General features: G+C 45.5%; 15 protein-coding genes. 7 read left to right on the top strand and 8 right to left on the bottom strand.

What is annotated here, in order from left to right; genetic code table 11:
* Positions 1 to 6 precede the first annotated feature (6 nt).
* The 4 genes from NYE35_RS26470 to NYE35_RS26455 form a co-directional block, all read right to left on the bottom strand.
* Positions 7 to 1,428 carry a tetratricopeptide repeat-containing glycosyltransferase family 2 protein gene (locus NYE35_RS26470; protein ID WP_052097304.1) on the bottom strand — a complete coding sequence of 474 codons (1,422 nt, stop codon included), beginning with the start codon at positions 1,426 to 1,428 and terminating at the stop codon, positions 7 to 9.
* Positions 1,425 to 3,470: a glycosyltransferase gene (locus NYE35_RS26465; RefSeq protein ID WP_076272737.1), complete on the bottom strand. Its 2,046-nt coding sequence runs from the start codon at positions 3,468 to 3,470 to the stop codon at positions 1,425 to 1,427. Before NYE35_RS26465 ends, NYE35_RS26470 begins: the two co-directional genes overlap by 4 nt.
* A gap of 113 nt (positions 3,471 to 3,583) precedes the next feature.
* Positions 3,584 to 4,999 carry a DUF6385 domain-containing protein gene (locus NYE35_RS26460; protein WP_339203878.1) on the bottom strand — a complete coding sequence of 472 codons (1,416 nt, stop codon included), beginning with the start codon at positions 4,997 to 4,999 and terminating at the stop codon, positions 3,584 to 3,586.
* Positions 5,000 to 5,027: 28 nt separating this feature from the next.
* The gene (locus NYE35_RS26455) at positions 5,028 to 5,495 is read right to left on the bottom strand and encodes a DUF6385 domain-containing protein (RefSeq protein ID WP_143766103.1); all 468 of its coding nucleotides are present in this window, start codon (positions 5,493 to 5,495) and stop codon (positions 5,028 to 5,030) included.
* 254 nt (positions 5,496 to 5,749) lie between these two features.
* On the opposite strand from NYE35_RS26455, the gene NYE35_RS26450 reads away from it, so the two are divergent.
* The 4 genes from NYE35_RS26450 (at position 5,750) to NYE35_RS26435 (ending at position 10,982) form a co-directional block, all read left to right on the top strand.
* Complete coding sequence (locus NYE35_RS26450) at positions 5,750 to 6,286, top strand: hypothetical protein (RefSeq protein WP_076128012.1); 537 nt, start codon at positions 5,750 to 5,752, stop codon at positions 6,284 to 6,286.
* Between the two features lie 18 nt (positions 6,287 to 6,304).
* The gene (locus tag NYE35_RS26445; RefSeq protein WP_339210744.1) at positions 6,305 to 6,886 is read left to right on the top strand and encodes a hypothetical protein; all 582 of its coding nucleotides are present in this window, start codon (positions 6,305 to 6,307) and stop codon (positions 6,884 to 6,886) included.
* Positions 6,887 to 7,041: 155 nt separating this feature from the next.
* Positions 7,042 to 7,710: an alpha/beta hydrolase gene (locus NYE35_RS26440; protein ID WP_038573215.1), complete on the top strand. Its 669-nt coding sequence runs from the start codon at positions 7,042 to 7,044 to the stop codon at positions 7,708 to 7,710.
* A gap of 242 nt (positions 7,711 to 7,952) precedes the next feature.
* Complete coding sequence (locus tag NYE35_RS26435; RefSeq protein ID WP_341122253.1) at positions 7,953 to 10,982, top strand: carbohydrate binding domain-containing protein; 3,030 nt, start codon at positions 7,953 to 7,955, stop codon at positions 10,980 to 10,982.
* A gap of 353 nt (positions 10,983 to 11,335) precedes the next feature.
* Here the strand turns inward: NYE35_RS26435 and NYE35_RS26430 are convergent, their stop codons facing one another.
* The gene (locus tag NYE35_RS26430; protein WP_076272741.1) at positions 11,336 to 12,364 is read right to left on the bottom strand and encodes a LacI family DNA-binding transcriptional regulator; all 1,029 of its coding nucleotides are present in this window, start codon (positions 12,362 to 12,364) and stop codon (positions 11,336 to 11,338) included.
* Between the two features lie 123 nt (positions 12,365 to 12,487).
* Between NYE35_RS26430 and NYE35_RS26425 the strand changes: the two genes are divergently transcribed.
* Positions 12,488 to 14,188: an alpha-glycosidase gene (locus tag NYE35_RS26425; protein WP_076272742.1), complete on the top strand. Its 1,701-nt coding sequence runs from the start codon at positions 12,488 to 12,490 to the stop codon at positions 14,186 to 14,188.
* Positions 14,189 to 14,226: 38 nt separating this feature from the next.
* On the opposite strand, the gene NYE35_RS26420 is transcribed toward NYE35_RS26425, so the two are convergent.
* On the bottom strand, positions 14,227 to 15,327 hold the full coding sequence (locus NYE35_RS26420) for a M23 family metallopeptidase (protein WP_341122251.1): 1,101 nt from the start codon (positions 15,325 to 15,327) through the stop codon (positions 14,227 to 14,229).
* Positions 15,328 to 15,581: 254 nt separating this feature from the next.
* On the opposite strand from NYE35_RS26420, the gene lipA reads away from it, so the two are divergent.
* A complete protein-coding gene (gene lipA, locus NYE35_RS26415) occupies positions 15,582 to 16,487 on the top strand; it encodes a lipoyl synthase (protein WP_036685320.1) in 906 nt (301 codons plus the stop codon).
* 235 nt (positions 16,488 to 16,722) lie between these two features.
* The gene (locus NYE35_RS26410; protein WP_081386623.1) at positions 16,723 to 17,424 is read left to right on the top strand and encodes a YutD family protein; all 702 of its coding nucleotides are present in this window, start codon (positions 16,723 to 16,725) and stop codon (positions 17,422 to 17,424) included.
* Between the two features lie 572 nt (positions 17,425 to 17,996).
* Here NYE35_RS26410 and NYE35_RS26405 read toward each other — a convergent pair.
* Entirely contained in the window at positions 17,997 to 19,436 is a 1,440-nt protein-coding gene (locus NYE35_RS26405; RefSeq protein WP_051491374.1) for a S41 family peptidase, read from the bottom strand.
* Between the two features lie 80 nt (positions 19,437 to 19,516).
* A complete protein-coding gene (locus tag NYE35_RS26400; protein ID WP_036685319.1) occupies positions 19,517 to 20,701 on the bottom strand; it encodes a copper amine oxidase N-terminal domain-containing protein in 1,185 nt (394 codons plus the stop codon).
* Between the last annotated feature and the right edge of the window lie 126 nt (positions 20,702 to 20,827).

Genomic DNA, 20,827 nt, shown 5'->3' with positions numbered 1-20,827 from the left:
TCCTTCCTAATCTGAAACTCTGGGCAGTGGAAGTGCGAGCCGCACTCTTTTAGCCGCTGGAGAATAGGGGGTTGAAGAAGAGAGGGAGGCAAGCAGACGATCCGCCAACAAAAGCTCCGAACGCCCTGGGTGATAGGCTGGGTTGAATAACGAGTCATTAGATGAGGGCTGCCCTGTGGTCTTCATCAGCTGTTTTGCTGCCTTATCACATCCCTCAATCTGCAATAAATCTAAGAGAAGTCCGCTTTTAGCAGCTGTGTATTCGGGTAGATGAGCGTGAAGCCAGCCCGAAATTTCATTTTCGCGCTCAGCACATTTTAAGGCTCGGATCAGTCGGGTTATAATGGGCGTTGGATCGGGATGAAGCTGAGCAGCTTTGGTATAACAGGCACAGGCCTCGGTCTGATCGCCTATTTCTTCGCATAACTGTCCCAGCAAATAAAATGTCAAATAAGATCCGAATCCAGACTCGGTATGGTAACCGGAAGGGGCTTCTCCAATGACTAAGGCTTGCAGCAATGCTGTTTTGGCCTCAGCTAGGGCTCCCATTTGAAACAGCAGCACACCTTTGATATGAGCCAAGTCAGGATAATCTGGATGTAGGGTTATCCCTAAATCGCAAGCTTCCAGCGCCGCGTTGAAATCTTTTAATTCTGCCAGGCAGCGGATTTGATATTTGTGCAGCAGATGAACGTAACTTGTGTCGGGCGGAGCTTCGTTAAGTGATCTTTTGATATGCTCTAGAGCCGGTTGATATTCACTAAGCCGCATATATTCAACAGCCATATTGAAATGGTGAAAGGGGTCATTGGGATTTAACTTTAGCTGTTCCTTGAGTAGCCCGACATTTCGTTTGATCTTATCTTTTTTTGCTACTACGCCGTCTGCATAACCGTAATGATGGATGACTACGGTGCTTAAATGCATAGCTGCTTTGGGTGTAGCTTTTACGATCGTTTCTGCAATCTGTTCGTGGATGATGCCGCTGAAACGGTACTGCGGGCGGTTACGGAATAGCCGGATAATCGGATTAACAGTAATGGTCTGTGAAGCTTCGGTTAAACCTTTATGATTATGAATGCGCAGAAAAAAAGCTTCATACTCCAAATGCTCCGCACACAGCAACAGCTCCCCCTTACTTTTCGCATCCAGTTCCTCATCTCCATCCAGAATGAGAATCCATTGTCCGTGGGCTTGCTGAAGACCCGCGTTGCGGGCAGCGGCAAAATCGCCATTCCAAGGATGGTGAACAACTTTAGCTCCAAAGCTTAGAGCAATTTGTAGCGTGGAGTCGGTAGAGCCAGTGTCGACTACTATGATCTCATCGGCGACACCACGTACGCTTTTTAAACATTGGCTTAAGCTATCTGCTTCGTTCTTAACGATCATGCATAGCGAAATCAGAGGTTTTTGGCTTGGCATGTTCATTTGGCTGCCCTCCCCTCGCTCTGGCGGAAGCTCCACTGTGTGTGCCACGGTGTACGATTTAGTAAAAAGATGGATTTATGGATGGCACCAATATCCGTTTGCAGTGGACCGTGGACGTTAGCTGCATCCAAGCTGTTCAGAGCATCCTCCATGCTAAGCTTCGCTTGCTGAAGGTAACAGAGTGCTAAACCCACTCGGGCAGCCTCATGCTCAGGCATTTGCTCCAGCGCTTGTTGAAACCATTCACTGGCTTCCGTGTAATGCCCCTTGTCAAAGACCATCTCACCTATATAAAAAAGAACCTTCGCATCAGCCGCTTGATCGCTAACTAACCTGATAAAATGCTCGCCTGCCGCATTCCTATTCCCTTCTTTATATAATGCTGCGGCTAATTCAGACCGAAAGGTAGGGAACAAATTTACCAAAGCTTCGCTTAACGCGGGCTGGTGTAGTTTTACTGATTGTTCGATCAAATCTGAAATGAATGAGGAATGTAATGTTAATGGATCTACCTCTGCTTCGACGGGATCTACCTTTTGTTGCTGGTGGCACTTCTGAATGTATTGCAGTCCGAAGCGAAGTTCGTCTGGTACATAGGTTAGCAGGTCATTGTGGAATTCTCCAAAAAGCGACCAAGAGCAAATAGCCCAGAGGGTAGCCCACTTTTTCAGATATTCTAAATCATGGTTATCTTGCGTAGCTAAGGAGGCCATTTGTCTTATCGTTGTATAGGCGTCTTCCAGCTTGCCGGTAATGATGAGCGAAGAGATCATCCAATTTGCCGTCTCTAATTCCAAGGGAAAAGTGTCTCGGGATAAGTTAGTGATGGCCTCATTAGCATTTATCGCAAATAAACTGTCAATAATCGCAGCTCGTTGGGCAGCATTAGTTGGGGGGACGAGTTGTATCAGCAAGGTGGCAATCTCCTCATCGGTTACAGCTAAGCGTTGAAAAGCAGAAGCTATTCCCTGCAAGGCAGGCCTATATAAAGAGTGGTGTTGAAGCGCACGGTGGTAGAATCTCGCAGCGTCCTCCTGAAGCTCAAGCCGCTCTGAGATTAATCCTAGTCGATAAAGTGGGCGGAAGGTGTTCATCCCTTGCTCAGATACATATTTTTGATTAACCTGATCTCCAGAAATGGATGCTGCACGCTGATAAGCTTGAAAAGCACGTTCTAACAAACCTTGACTCTCCAAAGATTGGCCTAATAAAAAATGCAGGTCAGGGTAATCCTCATAACGCTCCAATTCAGGCAACAGCAAGGGATCTATGATATTGGTTTTTCCTTGAGCCAGATAAATTTTACAGAGATCTCTAATCATCGTAGGACGGTAGGAAGCTTCAAGTGGCACATGGTGAAGGGTCTGGCGAAGTAATGTCTCTGCTTCCAGAAGACGACCGTCCTGACAGCAGGTGACTGCTAAATTATACGAGTGAAAAGGATCTTCCGGTTGTTCGGCTAAAGCGAGTCGCAGCAACTGTTCATTGCGTTTGATTTTATTTTTTCGTGCCATGATTTCCGGCATATATCCGAAGTGTTCAATCTCAATATCACTATGCTCAATCGCCGAGATGTTATGTGATTTAAGGATTGCAGCGTCAATTCCTTCATGAATTCTTCCGCTATATCGATAACCCTGTCCATTTCGGAATAAACGAACCGCACTGTGCTTTACCTTATCTTCAGGCCGAACGCCAAGCCAATTATCAATGTGTACTGTAAAAGCCTGAGCTTGCGTGTTTTGCAGGAGGCTGCGGAGTTCCGGAAGTGGAGTTTGCAGGCGTTCATCGGCATCAAGGACTAGAATCCAATCGGTATCCGCCTGATCGAGACCTTCGTTACGTGCTGCAGCAAAGTTTTCTGTCCATTCCCGTTGGAATACTCTAGCCCCGTGCGCTTGGGAAATAGCTATGGATTCGTCAGTAGAGCCTGTATCTATGACCACAATCTCGTCAACACCTGCTACGCTTGTGAGACAGTGGGGCAGAAGATCAGCTTCATTGTTAACGATGAGGTGGACGCCAAGCGTAATATTGTTCACGTTGTTTCCTCCTTGTTACATATGTAGAAGTAGAAATCAGCTTTTGCTATCAAAAGAAAAAGCACATGGATATCCATGCACTCTTTCGTTACAACATATGATGGGCATCTGCATTACGTTCCCTGCGCGTTGAAACTTACATTGATTGTTGAGGCGGCTCCTGCATTCGTTGATTGATAGGATAAGCGTGTATATTTCAGGAATCTTGCCGGAACTATGACATCGATAGAACCTGCTGCTAATGGATTATCTCCTGTGGTATCGACGAAATAGTTCGTTCCGTCAGCACTGATTTCTACTCGTGTGTTGACTGGGTTAGCTCCAGTGTTATTGATGAAAAAGGAATAGGTCCCCAATACGCTCGTAGTCACTGCTGGCAGAGGAGTATAGGCATTAGCAGTTGCAATACCCGTCGTGGTCTGTTCGATAAAGCTGCGTTGTGAAATAGAGGTCACACTACTGAGTGTACCGGCTGTAATGGTGGCTCCGAGCACGCTGGTAATGGTGCCGTTTAAGAGGTTGGTGACCGTACCTGCAGAAGACAAAGTACCAGCTGTGATCGTAGCTCCGAGCACGCTGGTAATGGTCCCGTTTAAGAGGTTGGTGACCGTACCTGCGGAAGACAAAGTACCAGCCGTAATGGTGGCTCCGAGCACGCTGGTAATGGTCCCGTTAAGGATATTGGTAACTGTTCCTGCTGAAGACAAAGTACCAGCGGTAATGGTTGCGCCTAGTACACTAGTAATAGTACCGGCAGTGATCGTAGCTCCGAGCACGCTGGTAATCGTGCCATCGAGAATGTTAGTAATGGTACCTGCGGAAGACAAGGTACCCGCAGTGATTGTAGCTCCTAGCACACTAGTAATGGTCCCATTAAGGATATTGGTAACTGTTCCTGCTGAGGACAAAGTACCAGCGGTAATGGTTGCGCCTAGTACACTAGTAATAGTACCGGCAGTGATCGTAGCTCCCAGCACGCTGGTAATCGTGCCATCGAGAATGTTAGTAATGGTTCCTGCGGAGGACAAGGTACCAGCCGTGATCGTAGCTCCGAGCACGCTGGTAATCGTGCCATCGAGAATGTTAGTAATGGTTCCTGCGGAGGACAAAGTACCAGCTGTGATGGTAGCTCCGAGTACGCTAGTAATAGTCCCGTTAAGAATGTTGGTAACCGTACCTGCGGAAGATAAGGTACCCGCTGTGATGGTAGCCCCGAGTACGCTAGTGATAGTCCCGTTAAGAATGTTAGTAACTGTTCCTGCGGAAGACAAGGTACCCGCTGTGATGGTAGCCCCGAGTACGCTAGTGATAGTCCCGTTAAGAATGTTAGTAACTGTTCCTGCTGAGGACAAAGTACCCGCAGTGATGGTAGCTCCGAGTATATTGGAAATCGTACCATCTAGGATAATTGTCGTTAGATTTCCGCCTGGATCTGTAGTAAGCGGATGATCAATCAGCGAGGCATCCCGGCCAAAAATAAGCGTTCGTAGATTATCGGGATTAGCTTGAAAAGAGCTGTAGTTAGGCAAAATTCCTCGTCCCTCTCTTATAAAATTGTTAACTCATACCTATAGACTGGGCTTGGACGTATACATCAATTTTGCCTAAACCCGTTGACTGTTGCGTGGAGGCGGATATCCGAGTCCACTTTAAAAATCTGCTTGGCACTAGCACCTTCATTTCTTTTGCGGCCACGATCTCTTCTGAATCTATAAAAGAATCAAGACTGTTCGGACTAATCTCCAAGCGGACGCTAACAGGGTGGTCTCCTTGGTTCATAACTGCGTAAGAGATCATCGTTTTAGTTCCGCTTTTTTGCCAAGGCAGAGGCGAAATGGAGCTGGACACGGGGAATCCGATAAATTGATGCTCGGAAAATAAAGGACTGATCGTGACCTTACGGCGCTTTCTTCGACCATTTGGAGGTGGAAAAGGTTGCGGATTTCTAGAGCGATTCCCCTGTTTTTTTGTGTGTTTTATTTTGCTGCGCTTTTCTAGTTCCAGACCGTTATGGATTTCATTCACCTCCTACGGGTTTTCTGGAACCCTATCCATAAAAGGACCCTAACCGTCGTTTGAGCCCTGAGCATCAATAAACCGCAGTCCAATAAGCCGCGAACCGTTAGGGACAATCCTTAGCCATTCGAATGGTGATAATAATATATGGTGAAAAATAAGAGGTGATTGGGCTGCAAAAGCAAAAATACGCACCTTCCCAAACAACCTGCTACTTAGAGCGGCATAAAATAAGATAAGCTCAAGTACGGGGAGGATAGCGCATGCCAAACGATTCAGTATTTAATCAGAGTAGCCAGCCACTCTTTACAGAACAAGTCAACACGTATGTTGCACCTGGTATAGATTCAGCTCCGGAGGGAGGAGCGGCTAAGGCGGGGCTATTGTTTGGAATCCCTTTTACTTCTACGGTAACGACTGCTGCACCGTTAGTTGTTCAGATTAGTAATCCGGCAGGCAGCGGACGTACATTGTATGTATCCCGTGTTGCAGCTAGCTCGGCAACAGCTGCGGTTACGTTATCTCTACTTCGGAACGCTACGGTCACCGGAACCACCGTTACACCGATAAATTTTAATTTTGGAAGTGCGTTAACCAGTGTGATGACGGCCAGAACCTCGACTGCTGCCCCTACGGGAGGTCCGGCCACTCTAGTATCTTTATTACTGGCAGCGGGTCCCGTCATTGTTGACTTTACTGGACAAATCGTTGTTCCTCCCGGAAATTCCATAACCACGTCCATCACGATTGCATCGGGAACTTCAGCAGCGACAACATCTATCAGCTGGTGGGAATATTAGAACTGGGAGGGGATAATCATGCCTAATCAATATGTGTTTAACGACAATGATCAACCTCTTTATGTGGATATGGTCAATACCTTCCAATCTCCGGATATCAGCGCGCCACCTGAAATAAGTGCTTCGAAGGCTGCGGTCTTGTATTCTACCAGCACATCCGTGTCTAGTTTGGTCGTACTTAGTCTTATTTCTGCAATTACTTCTATTCGGATTAGTAATGCTGCTGGCAGCGGAAAAACCGTATATATATCTCGTATAAGCGGCAGTATCGGCGGATCTTCTCTGCTATCGGCTATGTCTGGAAGCTTTACAATTGTCAAAGGGGGGACGTTAACCTCTCCTGCAACCTTGACACCAACAAATAATAATCTCGGAAGCGCGGCTACAAGTGCGATGACCGTTCAATCTTCAACAGCGGCAATTAGCGGGGGGACGACGCTTTACAATTATCAATTAGCCCCAGGCGCTTTCTCACAGAACTTTACGGGCAGCATCATCGTTCCGCCGGGGACTGCTATTTGTGCTAACGTAACTTCATCTAGCTCGGCCGTAGGTTTAACGATTACTTCTGCACTCGGTCTTCTTTGGTGGGAACAATAGAATATATATTTTATTTTGAACCTATAACGGTGGTGAACCTTGACATCATTTGGTTAAGGTTTTACATAGAAGGTTGGAATGAATAGAAAATAAAGGGGATTGGCATTATACAATAAAGATGGAATTCAGTTTGGAATGTGAAAAGAGGGACAATTATGGAAAGTTGTTTATTTATTCATGGCTTTACCGGAGGTGAGCATGAAATCTCTCCCTTGTCCCAGTTTATGGAGCAGCATAATTATCGTTCCAGAACATTTACCCTAAAGGGGCACGGGGGCAGCAGGAATGATTTACTGCATTCGGATCGACATGATTGGCAGCAAAGTGCTGAGGATGAATTAACAGAGCTGTTAAAGACAAATGACGGAGTTCATCTGATCGGTTTTTCAACCGGTGCTCTTATTGCTTCACATCTTTCAGTGCGCTATAAACCTTGGATTAAATCTCTCACTTTGTTGTCTACCCCTGTGTTTCCGCTGAATCCTGTAGAAATTATTAAGACCCTTGCGAGCTTTTCCATGCTAAAAACTTATATTAGTAAATTCAGTTCAACGCCTCCAAAAGCAACTCGAGAGTTCCAGCGACTGGTTCGTGAAAGCTTTTCTGTTTATCCGCATATTGAGACTCCAACCCTGATCGTGCAAGGGAAACGGGATCATCTAGTGAAGACTAGAAGCGCCGATTACCTACGTCATCATATGATCAAGGCGACCCAAAAACAGGTGCTGATGGTCGACAACAGTGGTCATATGGTGTGCCATTGTGAAGAGAAGGACCGAATTATGAATGAAGTCTTGCAGTTTATTCAGAGTACAGGACGTTGAACTCAAACACTAAATATTCAACCCCAAGAGCTTCCGAAATAGGAGCTCTTTTTTTATTGTGTATTTCAATTTTAAGGCTTGACAACGCGTCTGGTGTCATGGTAATTTTTAGTAGGGAAACCGGTTTCCCTAAAATTCGTTTGTTTCTATGCCAAAAACATCGCTGAAAGGTCGTTTTTAATCCAAGAAGTAGGTTTTAGTGTGTTATGAATACGCTTTAATAAGAGAGGGAGATGCGCGCGATGAAACGTAAGTTATGGTACGTGCCCGTTCTGATTACATCTATTCTTCTTTCTACTGTGATTAATTTATTCGTCTTAGCGCCACAGCAGGCAGATGCGGCCAGCATCGGTACGATTAACGAGAATGATACCATTTATCAAATTATGGTTGACCGGTTTAATGACGGGGACTCTTCTAACAATGCTACGGGAGCGGCAATTCGCTATGGCGAGAACTCTGAAGAAGATTTCCGTTATATGAAAGGCGGAGATTGGCAAGGGGTGATCGACAAGCTGTCTTATATTAAAAATATGGGGTACACCGCGATCTGGATTTCCCCAGTGGCGGAGCCGCAAATGACGAATCGGGAGAACAATGGCAGCGGTAAAAACACGGCGTATCACGGGTACAACGTTAAGGACCCTAACGCAGCCAATCCCTACTTTGGTACAAAGGAGAAGCTGAAGGAGTTAGTGGATTCCGCACATGCGGTTGGCATCAAGGTGGTTATAGACGTTGTGCCTAACCATATCGGGGATTATATGCTGGGTACCCAAGCCTACTATGATATCCCTAGTCTGCAGCCAGCAGCTCCTTTCAATAACCCGGCTTGGTATCACCATAATGGAGATATCAACTGGTCTTTGGCAGACGGAAGATACGATCAATGGGCACAGGATTACTTAGAAAATCATGATCTAGGCGGACTGGATGACATTGACTTCGATGTCCCTGCTGCTAAAAAAGCCGTATTTGATTCGATTAAAGGCTGGTTTGACTATACAGGAGCAGATGGTGCGCGTGTAGACGCAGCCAAGCTGATGAAGCCGACTGATATTGGTGAACTGCAAAATTATCTGGGGGTTAATACCTTTGGCGAGAATTTTGACGGCAATGCTGAATTTGTCTCGCGCTGGGTCGGCAACAACAAGGAGTGGGGCATGCTTGATTTCCCAATGTTCTTCTCCGTTCTAAATAGCTTCGCATATGGGCAGTCTTTTGACTCCAATATTAAAAGCACCTTGGCACAGGATTCCTACTACAACGGAAATGCCAATCACATGGTCACCTTTATCGACAATCATGACCGCAATCGTTTTCTCACAGAAGCTGGAGGAAGCGTAGATAAGCTGCAGAACGCTTTGACTTTTATTTTTACAGTGCGTGGAACACCCGTAGTCTTCCAAGGTACGGAACAGAACAAAGGCAATGGTAATGGACAGATTATGACGGGAGGCATCGCCGATACCTGGAACCGCTGGTCAATGGTGAAACGGGATGCAAACGGCAATGTATTAGAGAATTATTTTAATGAGAATGCCAGCACCTACAAGCACGTAGCCAAACTTAATGAGATTCGGAAAAATAATCCGGCACTCCGTACAGGCACTCAACGTGAAATGTGGTCTGCACAGAACTTATATGCTTTTTCACGTCGTATCGACACTGGAACTAATCTGGGGCAGGAAGTTATCTCCGTATTCAGTAATAAATCCAGCGGCTCGCAGACCGTTACCATTCCACTGCGTGCAGAGAGCAGCTTGGCAGTCGGGACGGTTCTTTATAACCAGTTGAACACTTCGGATACGGTAACTGTACAATCGGGTGGAGCAACTGGCAAGCAGATCACTGTAACCGTGGGTGCAAATGCAGCCAAAATCTATGCAAAACAACAGCTTCCTACAGATACAGTGGCTCCAACTGTACCAACTAACGTGACCGCAACTGTTCAAAATGCATCCAGTGCTTTAGTAAGCTGGAGCGCTTCCACCGACAATGTAGGTGTGACCGGATATGAAATTTATCGCAACGGCGTCAAAGTGGGTACATCCGCAACTACTTCATATACGGATAACGGATTATCCGCCAGTACTACGTATGACTATACGGTAAAAGCAATGGATGCAGCAGGCAATCTATCCCTCCTTAGCGCGATTGCTTCAGTGACAACACCAGCGGGGAACAGTGTCACTATTTACTATAAGCAGGGCTATACCTCGCCTTATATTCATTATCGCCCTGTAGGAGGAACTTGGACGACATCACCAGGTGTGGCGATACCTGTCTCTGATGTAGCAGGCTACAACAAAATAACGATTAATATCGGCTCAGCCAGCCAGCTTGAAGCTTGCTTTAACAATGGCAGCGGTACTTGGGACAGTAACGGGGGCAGCAACTATTTATTTAGTGCCGGCACCTGGACTTATACACCAACTGGCAATATTCAATCGGGTGGACCAGTGACGCCGACACCAACGGTAACGCCGACACCATCACCAACTGTAACGCCTACACCGACGGTAACGCCGACACCGACGCCAACCGTAACACCAACAGCAACACCAACGCCAACACCGACGCCAACGGTAACGCCGACACCGACCGTAACGCCAACGCCAACTCCGACACCGACCGTAACGCCTACACCAACGCCAACGGCAACACCTGTCGGCAGCACGGCAACGATCTATTATAAGAATGCGGCTTATAGCAGCTCTTATATCCATTATAAGCTCGATGGTTCAACGGTCTGGACGACGTCTCCAGGCGAGCAGCTCCAAGCTTCTGCTTTTACAGGATATAAGGCGGTTACGATTCAGCTGGGCACGGCAGCTGGGCTGACCGCAGCCTTTAATAATGGCAGTGGCACATGGGATAACAATGGCGGCAATAACTATCATTTTGCTGCGGGCACCTGGAGTATGGTGAATGGCAACATCACCGCAGGAGAACCACAAGCGGATAGTGTTACATTCCGAGTAACTGTTCCTGCGTCTACTCCTGTGAGTGGTCCCGTTTATCTCTCCGGCTCTTTCAATAGCTGGAATGTGGCAGATCCGAACTACCAACTGACGAAGGGCAGTGATGGTATTTACTCCATCACACTAAGTCTACCGGCGGGAACAGCAATTCAATACAAAGTTACACGAGGCGCTTGGACTAATGTGGAGGTGAATTCGAATGGATCGGATCTTTCCAATCGAACCCTTACGCCAACAGGCGGTGCACAAACCGTAAATCTGACGGTTCAGCGCTGGAAGGATCTATAAGCTTCATAATATCTACAGTTTTTAAACACAACAAGGAGCGGCTCCCGTATGGGGCCGCTCCTTGGTAAGCAGTATGAAGCTTTTTAATTGCAGAAAGTACAATTAGACTTTCTGTTTGAAGCTGGTAGAAAGATTTAACTGTATTTTGTACAGTAGAATTCAGGAAAAAGGCTGTTTTTTGCCGATTTCACGAGTTTTGACTGCACAAAGTGCAATTAAATCGAATGTTACCCATCTTATAAGGATTTCTATTGCACAAAATGCAATTAAATCCGATGTAGCCATTTTAGCTACTCAAATTCGATCAAGCTAAATCAGCACTCACTCAGCGCAACCAAGCTTCTGCCTCCTCACTAAGTTCCCGCCGGGAACTGGGATCTCATGGTTGACTCACGGGGAATGAGTTCTGGCTCGAGAAGCAAATGCCCGGTAGGCATGTTGTTATTACGAATGCGTTGCATCAGCAGCTCGCCTGAAGATACCCCCAGCTGGAACGTGTCGATATTCAGAGAGGTTAGAGGAGGCGTAGTATAACGGGACAGAGGATACTCATCAAAAGCTGCGATGCCGAGCTGTGATGGAACATGAATATCCAGTGATTTTGCAACTTGAAGCACCCCGAAGGCAACATAGCTGTTCATGCATACTACGGAGTCTGGTCGATCTTCGCTCTGTAGAAGCTCAAGTGCAGCATGATAGCTCTCATGTTCATCAGCCTTACAATTGATAATCCATTGCTGCTGATCCGCAAGATCTGCTTGCTGCAATGCTTGCAAATATCCACTCAGACGATGGGTATAAATCTTTTCCTGCTGCTGCCCGCCTATGAAGGCTATTTTGGAATACCCCTGCTTTATTAAATGTGAGGTCAGCATGCCGCCGCCTGCTTCATTATCGAAATCGACCCAGCTTCCGGGAGTCATAATTTCGCCGATGGAGATGTAGGGAAACTCCAAGCGGTTCAGTTCTTCGCAAAGCTCTTCCGTAAGTACGGAGTTATTCGCTATGATTCCGTCGACACGTTTGCTGAATACAAGTCTATTTAGAAAATGTCCTTCCGGACTACTGTGCTGCACATTGGAAATAGTCAGCTCGTATTTTAAAGGCGCAATTACACTTTCTATTCCACCGATGATGTTGTAGAAAAACTGGTTTAGAAATTCACTTTCCTTGGACATATCGACCAGGAGACCAATATTACAGCTGCTTTGTCTGGCTAATCCAGTAGCGATACTGCTTGGTGTATAGTTCATCTGCTTCATAATTTCGCGAACCTTGTGTTTCGTTTTCTGTGATATTTTTGGGGAATCGTTTAATACTTTGGATACAGTAGATTTAGCCACATTGGCTGCTTTGGCAATATCAGATATGGTTACTTTCATTGTCTTCCCCTCATAATCCGGAACGGTATTTGTAACCATAATAACACAAATTTAGCAGTCTCTCTAATCACAAAGAGTCTCATAGATTTAAAGATAAAAGCATAAAAAAGGAGTTTGGAAGTTATGCCTCATACATGGTTTTTATATCATACAAGTGAAGATCCGTTTGCCTATCCTGTGGGTACGGGCATCTTGAAGCTCAGACTGTTCACGCAAGCTGGACAGCAATTATCCTGTACCGTCATCTACTCAGACCGTTATGATTCTCCGGGGCATGAAGTTCCTTTGCAGATGGAGCGGATTGGGTCGGCAGGTGTTTATGAGATACATGAAGCGGTCATTGAGAACCCTACGAAAAAATGCAGATATCTATTCCATGTAACTAATCCTGCGGGTGAATATGTCTGGTATGGAGAGAGAGGGGCGTCGGAGAGCCGCGAACGTGCGGGTTCTTTTCAATATGCATATCTCCATCATTCTGAGGCGTTGAAGTTACCTTCATGGAGCATGGATGCAGTAACCTATCAAATCTATCCTAGCAGTTATAACGAAGGGACCTTACAAGGCATTTCTGACAAAATGCCCTACTTGCAACAGTTAGGAGTAAACGTTGTTTATATGACGCCTGTATTTGAGTCTCCTTCAGAGCATAAATATAATACCTCCGATTACTATAAGGTTGATCCAGTATTTGGGGATATGGAAGGATTGAAGGTGCTGGTCAGCCAGGCACACAGGCATGGAATCAAAGTGATTTTAGACGCTGTGTTTAATCATTCGGGAGACCGCTTTTTCGCGTTTAAAGATGTGTTGGCAAAAGGAGAGCTATCTCCGTATAAAGATTGGTTCTTCATTCATTCCTTTCCGGTTACGCAGACGCCCGTACCCAATTATGAAACGTTTGCCAAAGCTGAAGCGCATATGCCAAAGCTGAACATGGACAATCCGGATACGGCGAATTACATGATTGAGGTTGCGAAGTATTGGGTGCGCGAGACAGGGATTGACGGCTGGCGTCTGGATGTGGCCAATGAAGTTAATCCGCGTTTTTGGTCCCGGTTTCGGCAAGAGCTCAAATCTGAATATCCTGAAATCCTGCTGATCGGTGAGATTATGCATGCTTCTGGGCCATGGCTTAGAGGGGATCAGTTCGATGGAGGAATGAATTATGTGCTTCGTGATGCAGTGTTGGAATTTTTTGCGGAACAATCTACGGGGCCAGTTCGCTTTATGGAGCAATTGCTCCATCAGGAGGCATTGTATAATGACCAGGCGAATTCGGCAATGTTTCAGTTGCTTGGCAGCCATGATACCCTGCGGTTTCTTACGGCATGTAAAGAAGGTGGGCGTGGTTGGGACCACGTGAGTACCGCTGTTGAACGTATGATGCTGGCTGTTTTTTTCCAGATGACCTATATCGGTATTCCAATGATCTATTACGGGGATGAGGTTGGGATGGAAGGGGCGACAGACCCCCACTGTAGAAAAGCTATGATATGGCAAGAACAAGCTCAGAATGCAGTGCTGCATAAGTGGTATCAACAATTGATTTCTCTGAGAAAAAGCCATGAAGTTCTGCGCAAAGGTTCATTTCGTCCTTGGTTTACTGATGAAGTTCGTAATGTGCTTGGCTACATACGAGGTGTGGAGCACGAGAAGATAGGGCTGATTATCAATAATTCTCCAAACCCGTACCAACTAGAGCTTAGCCCATATCGAGCTGATAAGAACGAATTAACTGATTTATTGTCTGGAGCAACTTTTAAAAATAATAATAAGCTTACGGTCAGCATTGAACCTTTTGGCTGTTTGATGTTGTATTAAAAAAGAAAAGGCCCCTCTCTAAGGAAAGGGACCTTATTCTAATTTACAGCACTTTTTTTGCTTCTTTTGTTCTTTAAGTCTCTATATTCCTGTTTCTCCCATTGTTTCAGCAACGGAAACGGATCAAAAGCCCATTCGGTAATTCCGCGATCGCGGTAAATGCCAAAATGTAGATGTGGAGGAAATTTTCCTTGTGTTCCGGGATTGCCGTAACCCGAGCTGCCTACCCAGCCAATAATCTCACCGGGGGTGACTATATCTCCGCGAGAAATGGTTTTGTTATATCCAGATAGATGAGCGTAATAATGGTAACGGTTCTCGATATCGCGAATGCCAATTCTCCAGCCACCGTACCGGTTCCAGCCTTTTGTCTCTACTAAGCCAAAGCAGGTGCTTCGTACTGGCACTCCTTGAGGTGCAAATAAATCTGTTCCTTCATGGATACGTGCTCCGCCCCAGCTTCTTCCAGTACCCCAAGTGCTACGATAAGAATAAAGGTTACTTAGGGGAAGCGGGAAGGCATTGCCGGATAGGTCCAGCCGTCCAAAATGTTCATATAACTTCGCGAACTGGGTAATGCGCTGCGAGGCGCGGCCATTGTGATAATACTCCCAGACCCCGATACTGAAATCACTAGCGGATTGTCCATACTTCAATAAGTGTCTAGCCATACTATACAGAACGTCCGCATCATTCTCTGGATCAGCAATGCCGTCTCCTGAGCCATCACTGCCAAAACCATCAAAGAAGCTAATGGATTTCGGGGAAGTATCCCCTTGATCCGGGTTAAGTGGACCAGCCCATACCGGTGCCGGGATTTTTATGGCTGTAAGGCGCGTGGAGACAGGCTGCCCTGAGGCTCCCTTTTTGGCGAGCGTGCGTTCATATTGATCAATGGCTGCGAACCTAAACCAAGGGATACCAGTAGCTGCGCTCATTTGCTCATAAATCTGTCTACGGCCAGACCATTGCGCTTCTTTGCTAGCACTAGCGGGATCCCCGCTGCTCATCACCGGTTGGATAGTAGGCCGCGCTACAGCTGCTGCAACGGGAAGGTTTAAACCACCCCAAAGGATAGCGGCCACGGACAGGCATAACAGGGTTCTCCGGTTTTTAATATTTTTAAATAGGGCCAGCAAGATAACAGCCTCCTTTTGTCCGGGCATTAAATTGAATGTAGTCACTTCGGATGAAGCTTTTTTATAGATTGGTGCAAAATACTACTTTTTATCCGTTCTTGTCTAAAGGTACCAGAAAAATCTCGCTGGAAACTCCAGATGATACACCCTGCATATTTCACAAAAACAGGCAATTGTAAATCGCACATGTTATAATATGAGGCAGCAACTTTCATCTGCAGCATCACATTCAGGAGGAAGCGGGGTTTATCATTTTGTCTAATAAAACAGCAAAGCAACCTAAACCGGATTGGATTAAGATTAAGCTAACTACCGGTGACAACTATCAGGAAATCAAAAGCATGATGCGTTCCAAAACTTTACATACCGTATGTGAAGAAGCTAGGTGTCCGAATATTTATGAATGCTGGGCAAACCGTACGGCTACCTTCATGATTTTAGGTGATATTTGTACACGCGCATGCCGTTTTTGTGCAGTAAATACAGGGATGCCTACAGAACTGGACCTGCAGGAGCCTGAACGTGTAGCTGAAGCTGCAGAGAAAATGAATCTTCGTCACTGTGTGGTGACTAGTGTGGCCCGCGATGATCTAGCGGATGGTGGCGCTCAGATTTTTGCTGAGACGGTCGCGGCGATTCGTAAACGCCTTCCGTTATGTAGTGTTGAAGTGCTTATTCCAGACTTTTTAGGAGACCGGAATAGTCTTGAGATTGTCATGAACAGTAATCCAGACATTCTTAATCATAATATTGAGACCGTGGAACGGATGTCAGATCGTGTACGGGCTAAAGCGAAGTACCCTCGTTCCTTGGAATTGCTGCGCAGAGCCAAGGAAATGAAACCGAATATTCCAACCAAATCGAGCATCATGCTTGGTGTCGGTGAAGAGTGGAATGAGATTTTACAAGCAATGGATGATTTGCGAGCCGTAAATTGTGATATATTGACTTTAGGACAATATTTGCAACCCACTCCAAAACATTTAAATGTCGAGAAATATTATCCACCGGAGGAATTTGCACTGTTGAAGGAAGAGGGAATGAAGCGTGGCTTCAGCCATGTGGAATCAGGCCCGCTAGTTCGCAGCTCTTATCATGCGCATGAGCAGGTGAAGTCTGCAGCTCAAGCTCGCGAGGAGCGTGCGGTTTCTTCTAGCTAATTATTGCTTTTCTGTGGTTTAATTCACGGAGAATGTTAGTAAGAGGAGGAAGAGCGACAGCGTTCTGAAATCTCTGCTCTTAGGTTACCCATAAAAATCGTTGATTTGCGTCATTGGAGGGGAATATTGGAGCTGTAGGAGCGGTTCGAGAACAGCGACCGAAAGCCCAATATTCCACATAGATGGCGGTATAATCAACGTCATGATTCCCAAAGAAAGGCAGGCGGCAAAAGGTTTGATCGTAATAGGCGGAAAAGGCTATGAACTTATGTTGGATCATAAGGATGGTTGGAATCCGGAGGCATTTCGCGGGAGATATAGCGAGGTGCTGGAAAGATACGACTATATTATCGGTGACTGGGGTTACAGTCAGTTACGTTTGAAAGGTTTTTACCGGGACAACCATCCTAAGGTGAATCGGGATACAGCGATTTCGGGTATGGTTGATTATATTAATGAATACTGCAATTTTGGGTGCGCTTATTTTGTGCTGCATAAATTGAAAGAGGTACCACAAGAAGGCATGTTCAAGGATATTTTGATCAAAGAAATACCAGAGCCGAGTGATGAAGAGGCCTTGGATCAAGAATCGGAAGCTAGTGATGAAGCGGCTGCAGATAAAGAGTTTTCTGCTAAAGAAACATCCTCTAAGCAAGGCTCGAATCACTCATTGGCATTTAAAGAGATGACTTCTTCTAAGGACAATATGGCGAAGGATAGACCTGTGAGAGAACATCAGAGCCGAAATCACCGGGGCAAGGATTCACAGGGCAAGAAATCCAAAAAGGATTTCCAAGGCAGACCGCCACAAGGTCAGTCTCAGAAGCCCCAAAACACACCAAAACCTCAAAACGCTCAAAACAACCAGAATAATCAAAACAATCAAAACAATCAAAACAATCAAAACAATCAAAACATAGAAAATTCGCAACCTTAATGATGAAAGCTGAACCATAAGTAGAGTCCTTCTACGAATGAGCCAGCTTTTTTTCTTATAAAAAATAGCAGAGCAGCGTTTCTCCCGGTACTTGGAGATCGCTGCTCAGTGTTGTGGTGTTGCTCAGTGTTGCTCTGTTACTATGCTGCTCAGTGTTTCTGCTACTCTGTGTTGCTCTGCTGCTCTATGCTATTAGTCGTTGGCAGCTTGACCTAGCAGTGTCATCAACCCCTGAGGCTTAAGGACCCAGATGCCGTTATTTGCGAATTTTCAGCCTTTTGAGCAGGGTTTCGGACTCCAATGATGCTATTCTTTAGAAAGAGGAGTAATTATGGTGTTTTTTATACCAATAGCGACTATGGAGTCCGATAGCACCACAAATATGGATTAATACTGCGTTTAGGGTCATCCATGTCCGATAGGTGCTACAGATGTTTCGTAGGTGCAAATATTATCAAACTAAACAAAAAACAGGAGTTGTCCCAACGGCCATTTCATGGCTTATGTGACAACTCCTGTTTTTACTCATGGGTGCTTGATTCAGCAGCTTAATGATTAGCTAGATTAAGGATCTATTTTACAGATAATTTCAATTGTTTCTGTGTTGCATTGTAACTCCATACAAGAGCAGGGAACTTCTTCTTAAAGGCATTTAATTCAATGAAGGTCTCGCCGTTCTGAGAAAGCGCCTCTTTGGAGGACAACGTAAAGCCGGTCGCTTTACCTGTCCCGTTCGTTACGATGACTTTTTTGTTCTTGGCATCCCATGTGATGTCGCCTTCGATCAGTGCACCTAGTACGAGCGAAGAAGCATAAGTCTTATCTCCTTGCTTTATTAGACCCACATTACCAGCAAAGGCAACCCCGTTGACATTCAAGATATGATGATCACCGGAAACCTCAATGCTTTTCATTCCTGCAATCTGTAGAGCGGTAATCAGCTGCGCAGTTTTGCCTTTAACCTCAATATCCGGTGCAAGCCCGATGTGATTAAAGTCTTCTTTATTTGGAGTTAGGTATTTCTGCGTAGTCAGCTTCAGCATGTCTCCATTGGACATTGGAAGCAGGCTCTGAATACGTGCTTTGCCGAAAGAACGAGTGCCTACGACGGTAGCGAGCTTATTGTCGCGTAATGCGCCAGTAAGCGCCTCAGAAGCGCTGGCAGTGTACTCATTCGTTAGAATAACGACGGGTACGCCTATTTTGCTGCCACTGGTAATCGTTACTGGAGTAAGTGCTCCGGTTTGATCGGAGGTATACATCATGATGCCTTTATCCATGAAATTGGAGACAATGTTGTATGCCGAATCCATATAGCCGCCTAAGTTGTCACGCAAATCAAGCACCATCGATTTCATACCTGCTGCACGCATCTTTTTCAGCATAGCGGCAAATTCTTCATCGGAATTCTGTGTGAAACCACTCAGTGTGATGTAGGCTATCTTCTGTCCAACAATAGTTCCGGTAACAGAAGTCGAGCTGATTTCATTTCGGGTTACACGAAATGATTTAGTCACTCCATTCCGGAGCACCTGCAGAGTGACCTTGGTGCCTGCGGCTCCGCTTAACTCGTCTCCTTCGGTCTCTTCAACGGGGATTCCGTTAATTTTGACTATCGTATCACCGCGTTTCAGACCTGCTTGTTCTGCAGGCGAACCGGGTGTTATGTCTTCGATGTAGAGTTCTGTTGCGGTATATTGCAATCTAACACCAATACCAACGTATTCCAGATCAACATCATGTTCAAATTGTGCCGCTTCCTCGGTATTGAAGTATTGGCTATAAGGATCATCCAGGGTGTTCACCATGCCGTCAATGGCTCCACGAATCAAAGTATCCTTATCTACACCGGAGAGGTTATAGTTCTCCAGAATATTCATGACTTCATTGATAAGATCACGGTTATCTGTAGATGCCTGAGCGGCATCGGCAGCAGAAACTACTGGAGCAAAAGTTAGGGATAAAGCCAGACAGCTGCCTAGAAGTGCACTTATTACTTTATTGGATTTCATGGAATCATACGCCCTTTTTATATAATTTATAAGATAAGAAAGTATACACTGCACGAATTAACTTTCTGTGACGTATGGTTTTAGGATTTCACAAGTTTATAGTAAACGCTATAGGTGTTATCAGTAGTCCATACCCCGCTATCCGACTTGGATAAAATGAAGATAGTGCCTTGCTCAAAAGTTTCCTCTTCACTGGCATCTTTCTCTTTGTTTTCCACATAAATAGCTGCTTCTTTGGCGCTAAAATAGTAGATATTTGAAACGCTTGGAGTATAAGTGACGTCGTATGAAGTAAAGAAATCTTCCAGATCTTCCTTAAGGGAGGTATCATATTCTTCTCCGTATGAAGTCATGGTGGAAAGAACAGCCGCCGGATTTTGTTCATTCATAGCTTGATAATATTTGGTGATATTACCTTTGATGGCATCCGCATCATTTTGAGGAATGTTAGCTGCTGTTTTTAGAGCTTGTTCACGAGTCAGCAGTATCACGGAGCTTTGGGATTCCACAGATGATATTTTCCAGCTTCCATTCTTGCGGACAAGTGTATACATGTATTCGTCCTCTGTATCTGGCGTATAAGCCCCACCTGTCCGGCGAGAGCTTTCCAATGTATAAACAGTAGCGTCATCGCCTGTAATATCAATGATTTCCAAACTTTCAATAGTATTTTTTATATCAAAAATCTCAAAGGATGCATTGAGATCCGCCACTGACTCCGCATTAGAGGATTCTGAATCCATAAGGGAATAGAAGCTAATCGCTTTTTCTTCATTGAAATACTTATTAGACAAACGGATTAATGCTGTAATCGCTGCTTCGTCCTTATCTTTGGATACTGGGGTGGTAATTTGGACGCTTCTGCTGGTTGAATTCCAGACGGCTGTGCCTCCGGTTGCCTCTGCGATAAAACGTAAAGGAATGTATGTAGTGCCAGCTGAGGAGACTGGTGCGGTGGTCAGTTTTTTCACGGTTCCGTTAACGGTTGCACGGTTGCTGCCAATTTTCAGGCTGATCGCCAGATTTGAACTTTTACCTGTTACTGTTCCAGTCTTGGCATCCCAAAGCACCTGCAGTCCAAGCTTTTCGAAGATGACCCGGAAAGGGACAAGTACAGAATTGTTCGCTAAGTAAGGGGTTCCTGCGGTAAAGGAAACCTTACTGCCGTTGATATAAACATCAATCGGTTTTGAAGCAGCAAAAGCCGGGACCGCCAGTATCAGGGCCAGAAGACTTATGCTCAAGAGGGATAATAATTTTTTCAACAGTACTCTCTCCTTTTATGTAACTCTTTGTAAAATAGCCTCATTATACCATTTGATTTCTCTCTATGTCTATCAATTGGTGTTAGTTTTGTCACACCAAAAAGAGCCGGAGATATTGAAATCTCC

The organism is Paenibacillus sp. FSL L8-0494 (assembly GCF_038003695.1).
In the GTDB taxonomy this organism is placed as follows: domain Bacteria; phylum Bacillota; class Bacilli; order Paenibacillales; family Paenibacillaceae; genus Paenibacillus_AQ; species Paenibacillus_AQ odorifer.
Note: the sequence above shows the minus strand (reverse complement) of the source record. Positions and strands in the feature narration are given on the sequence as shown.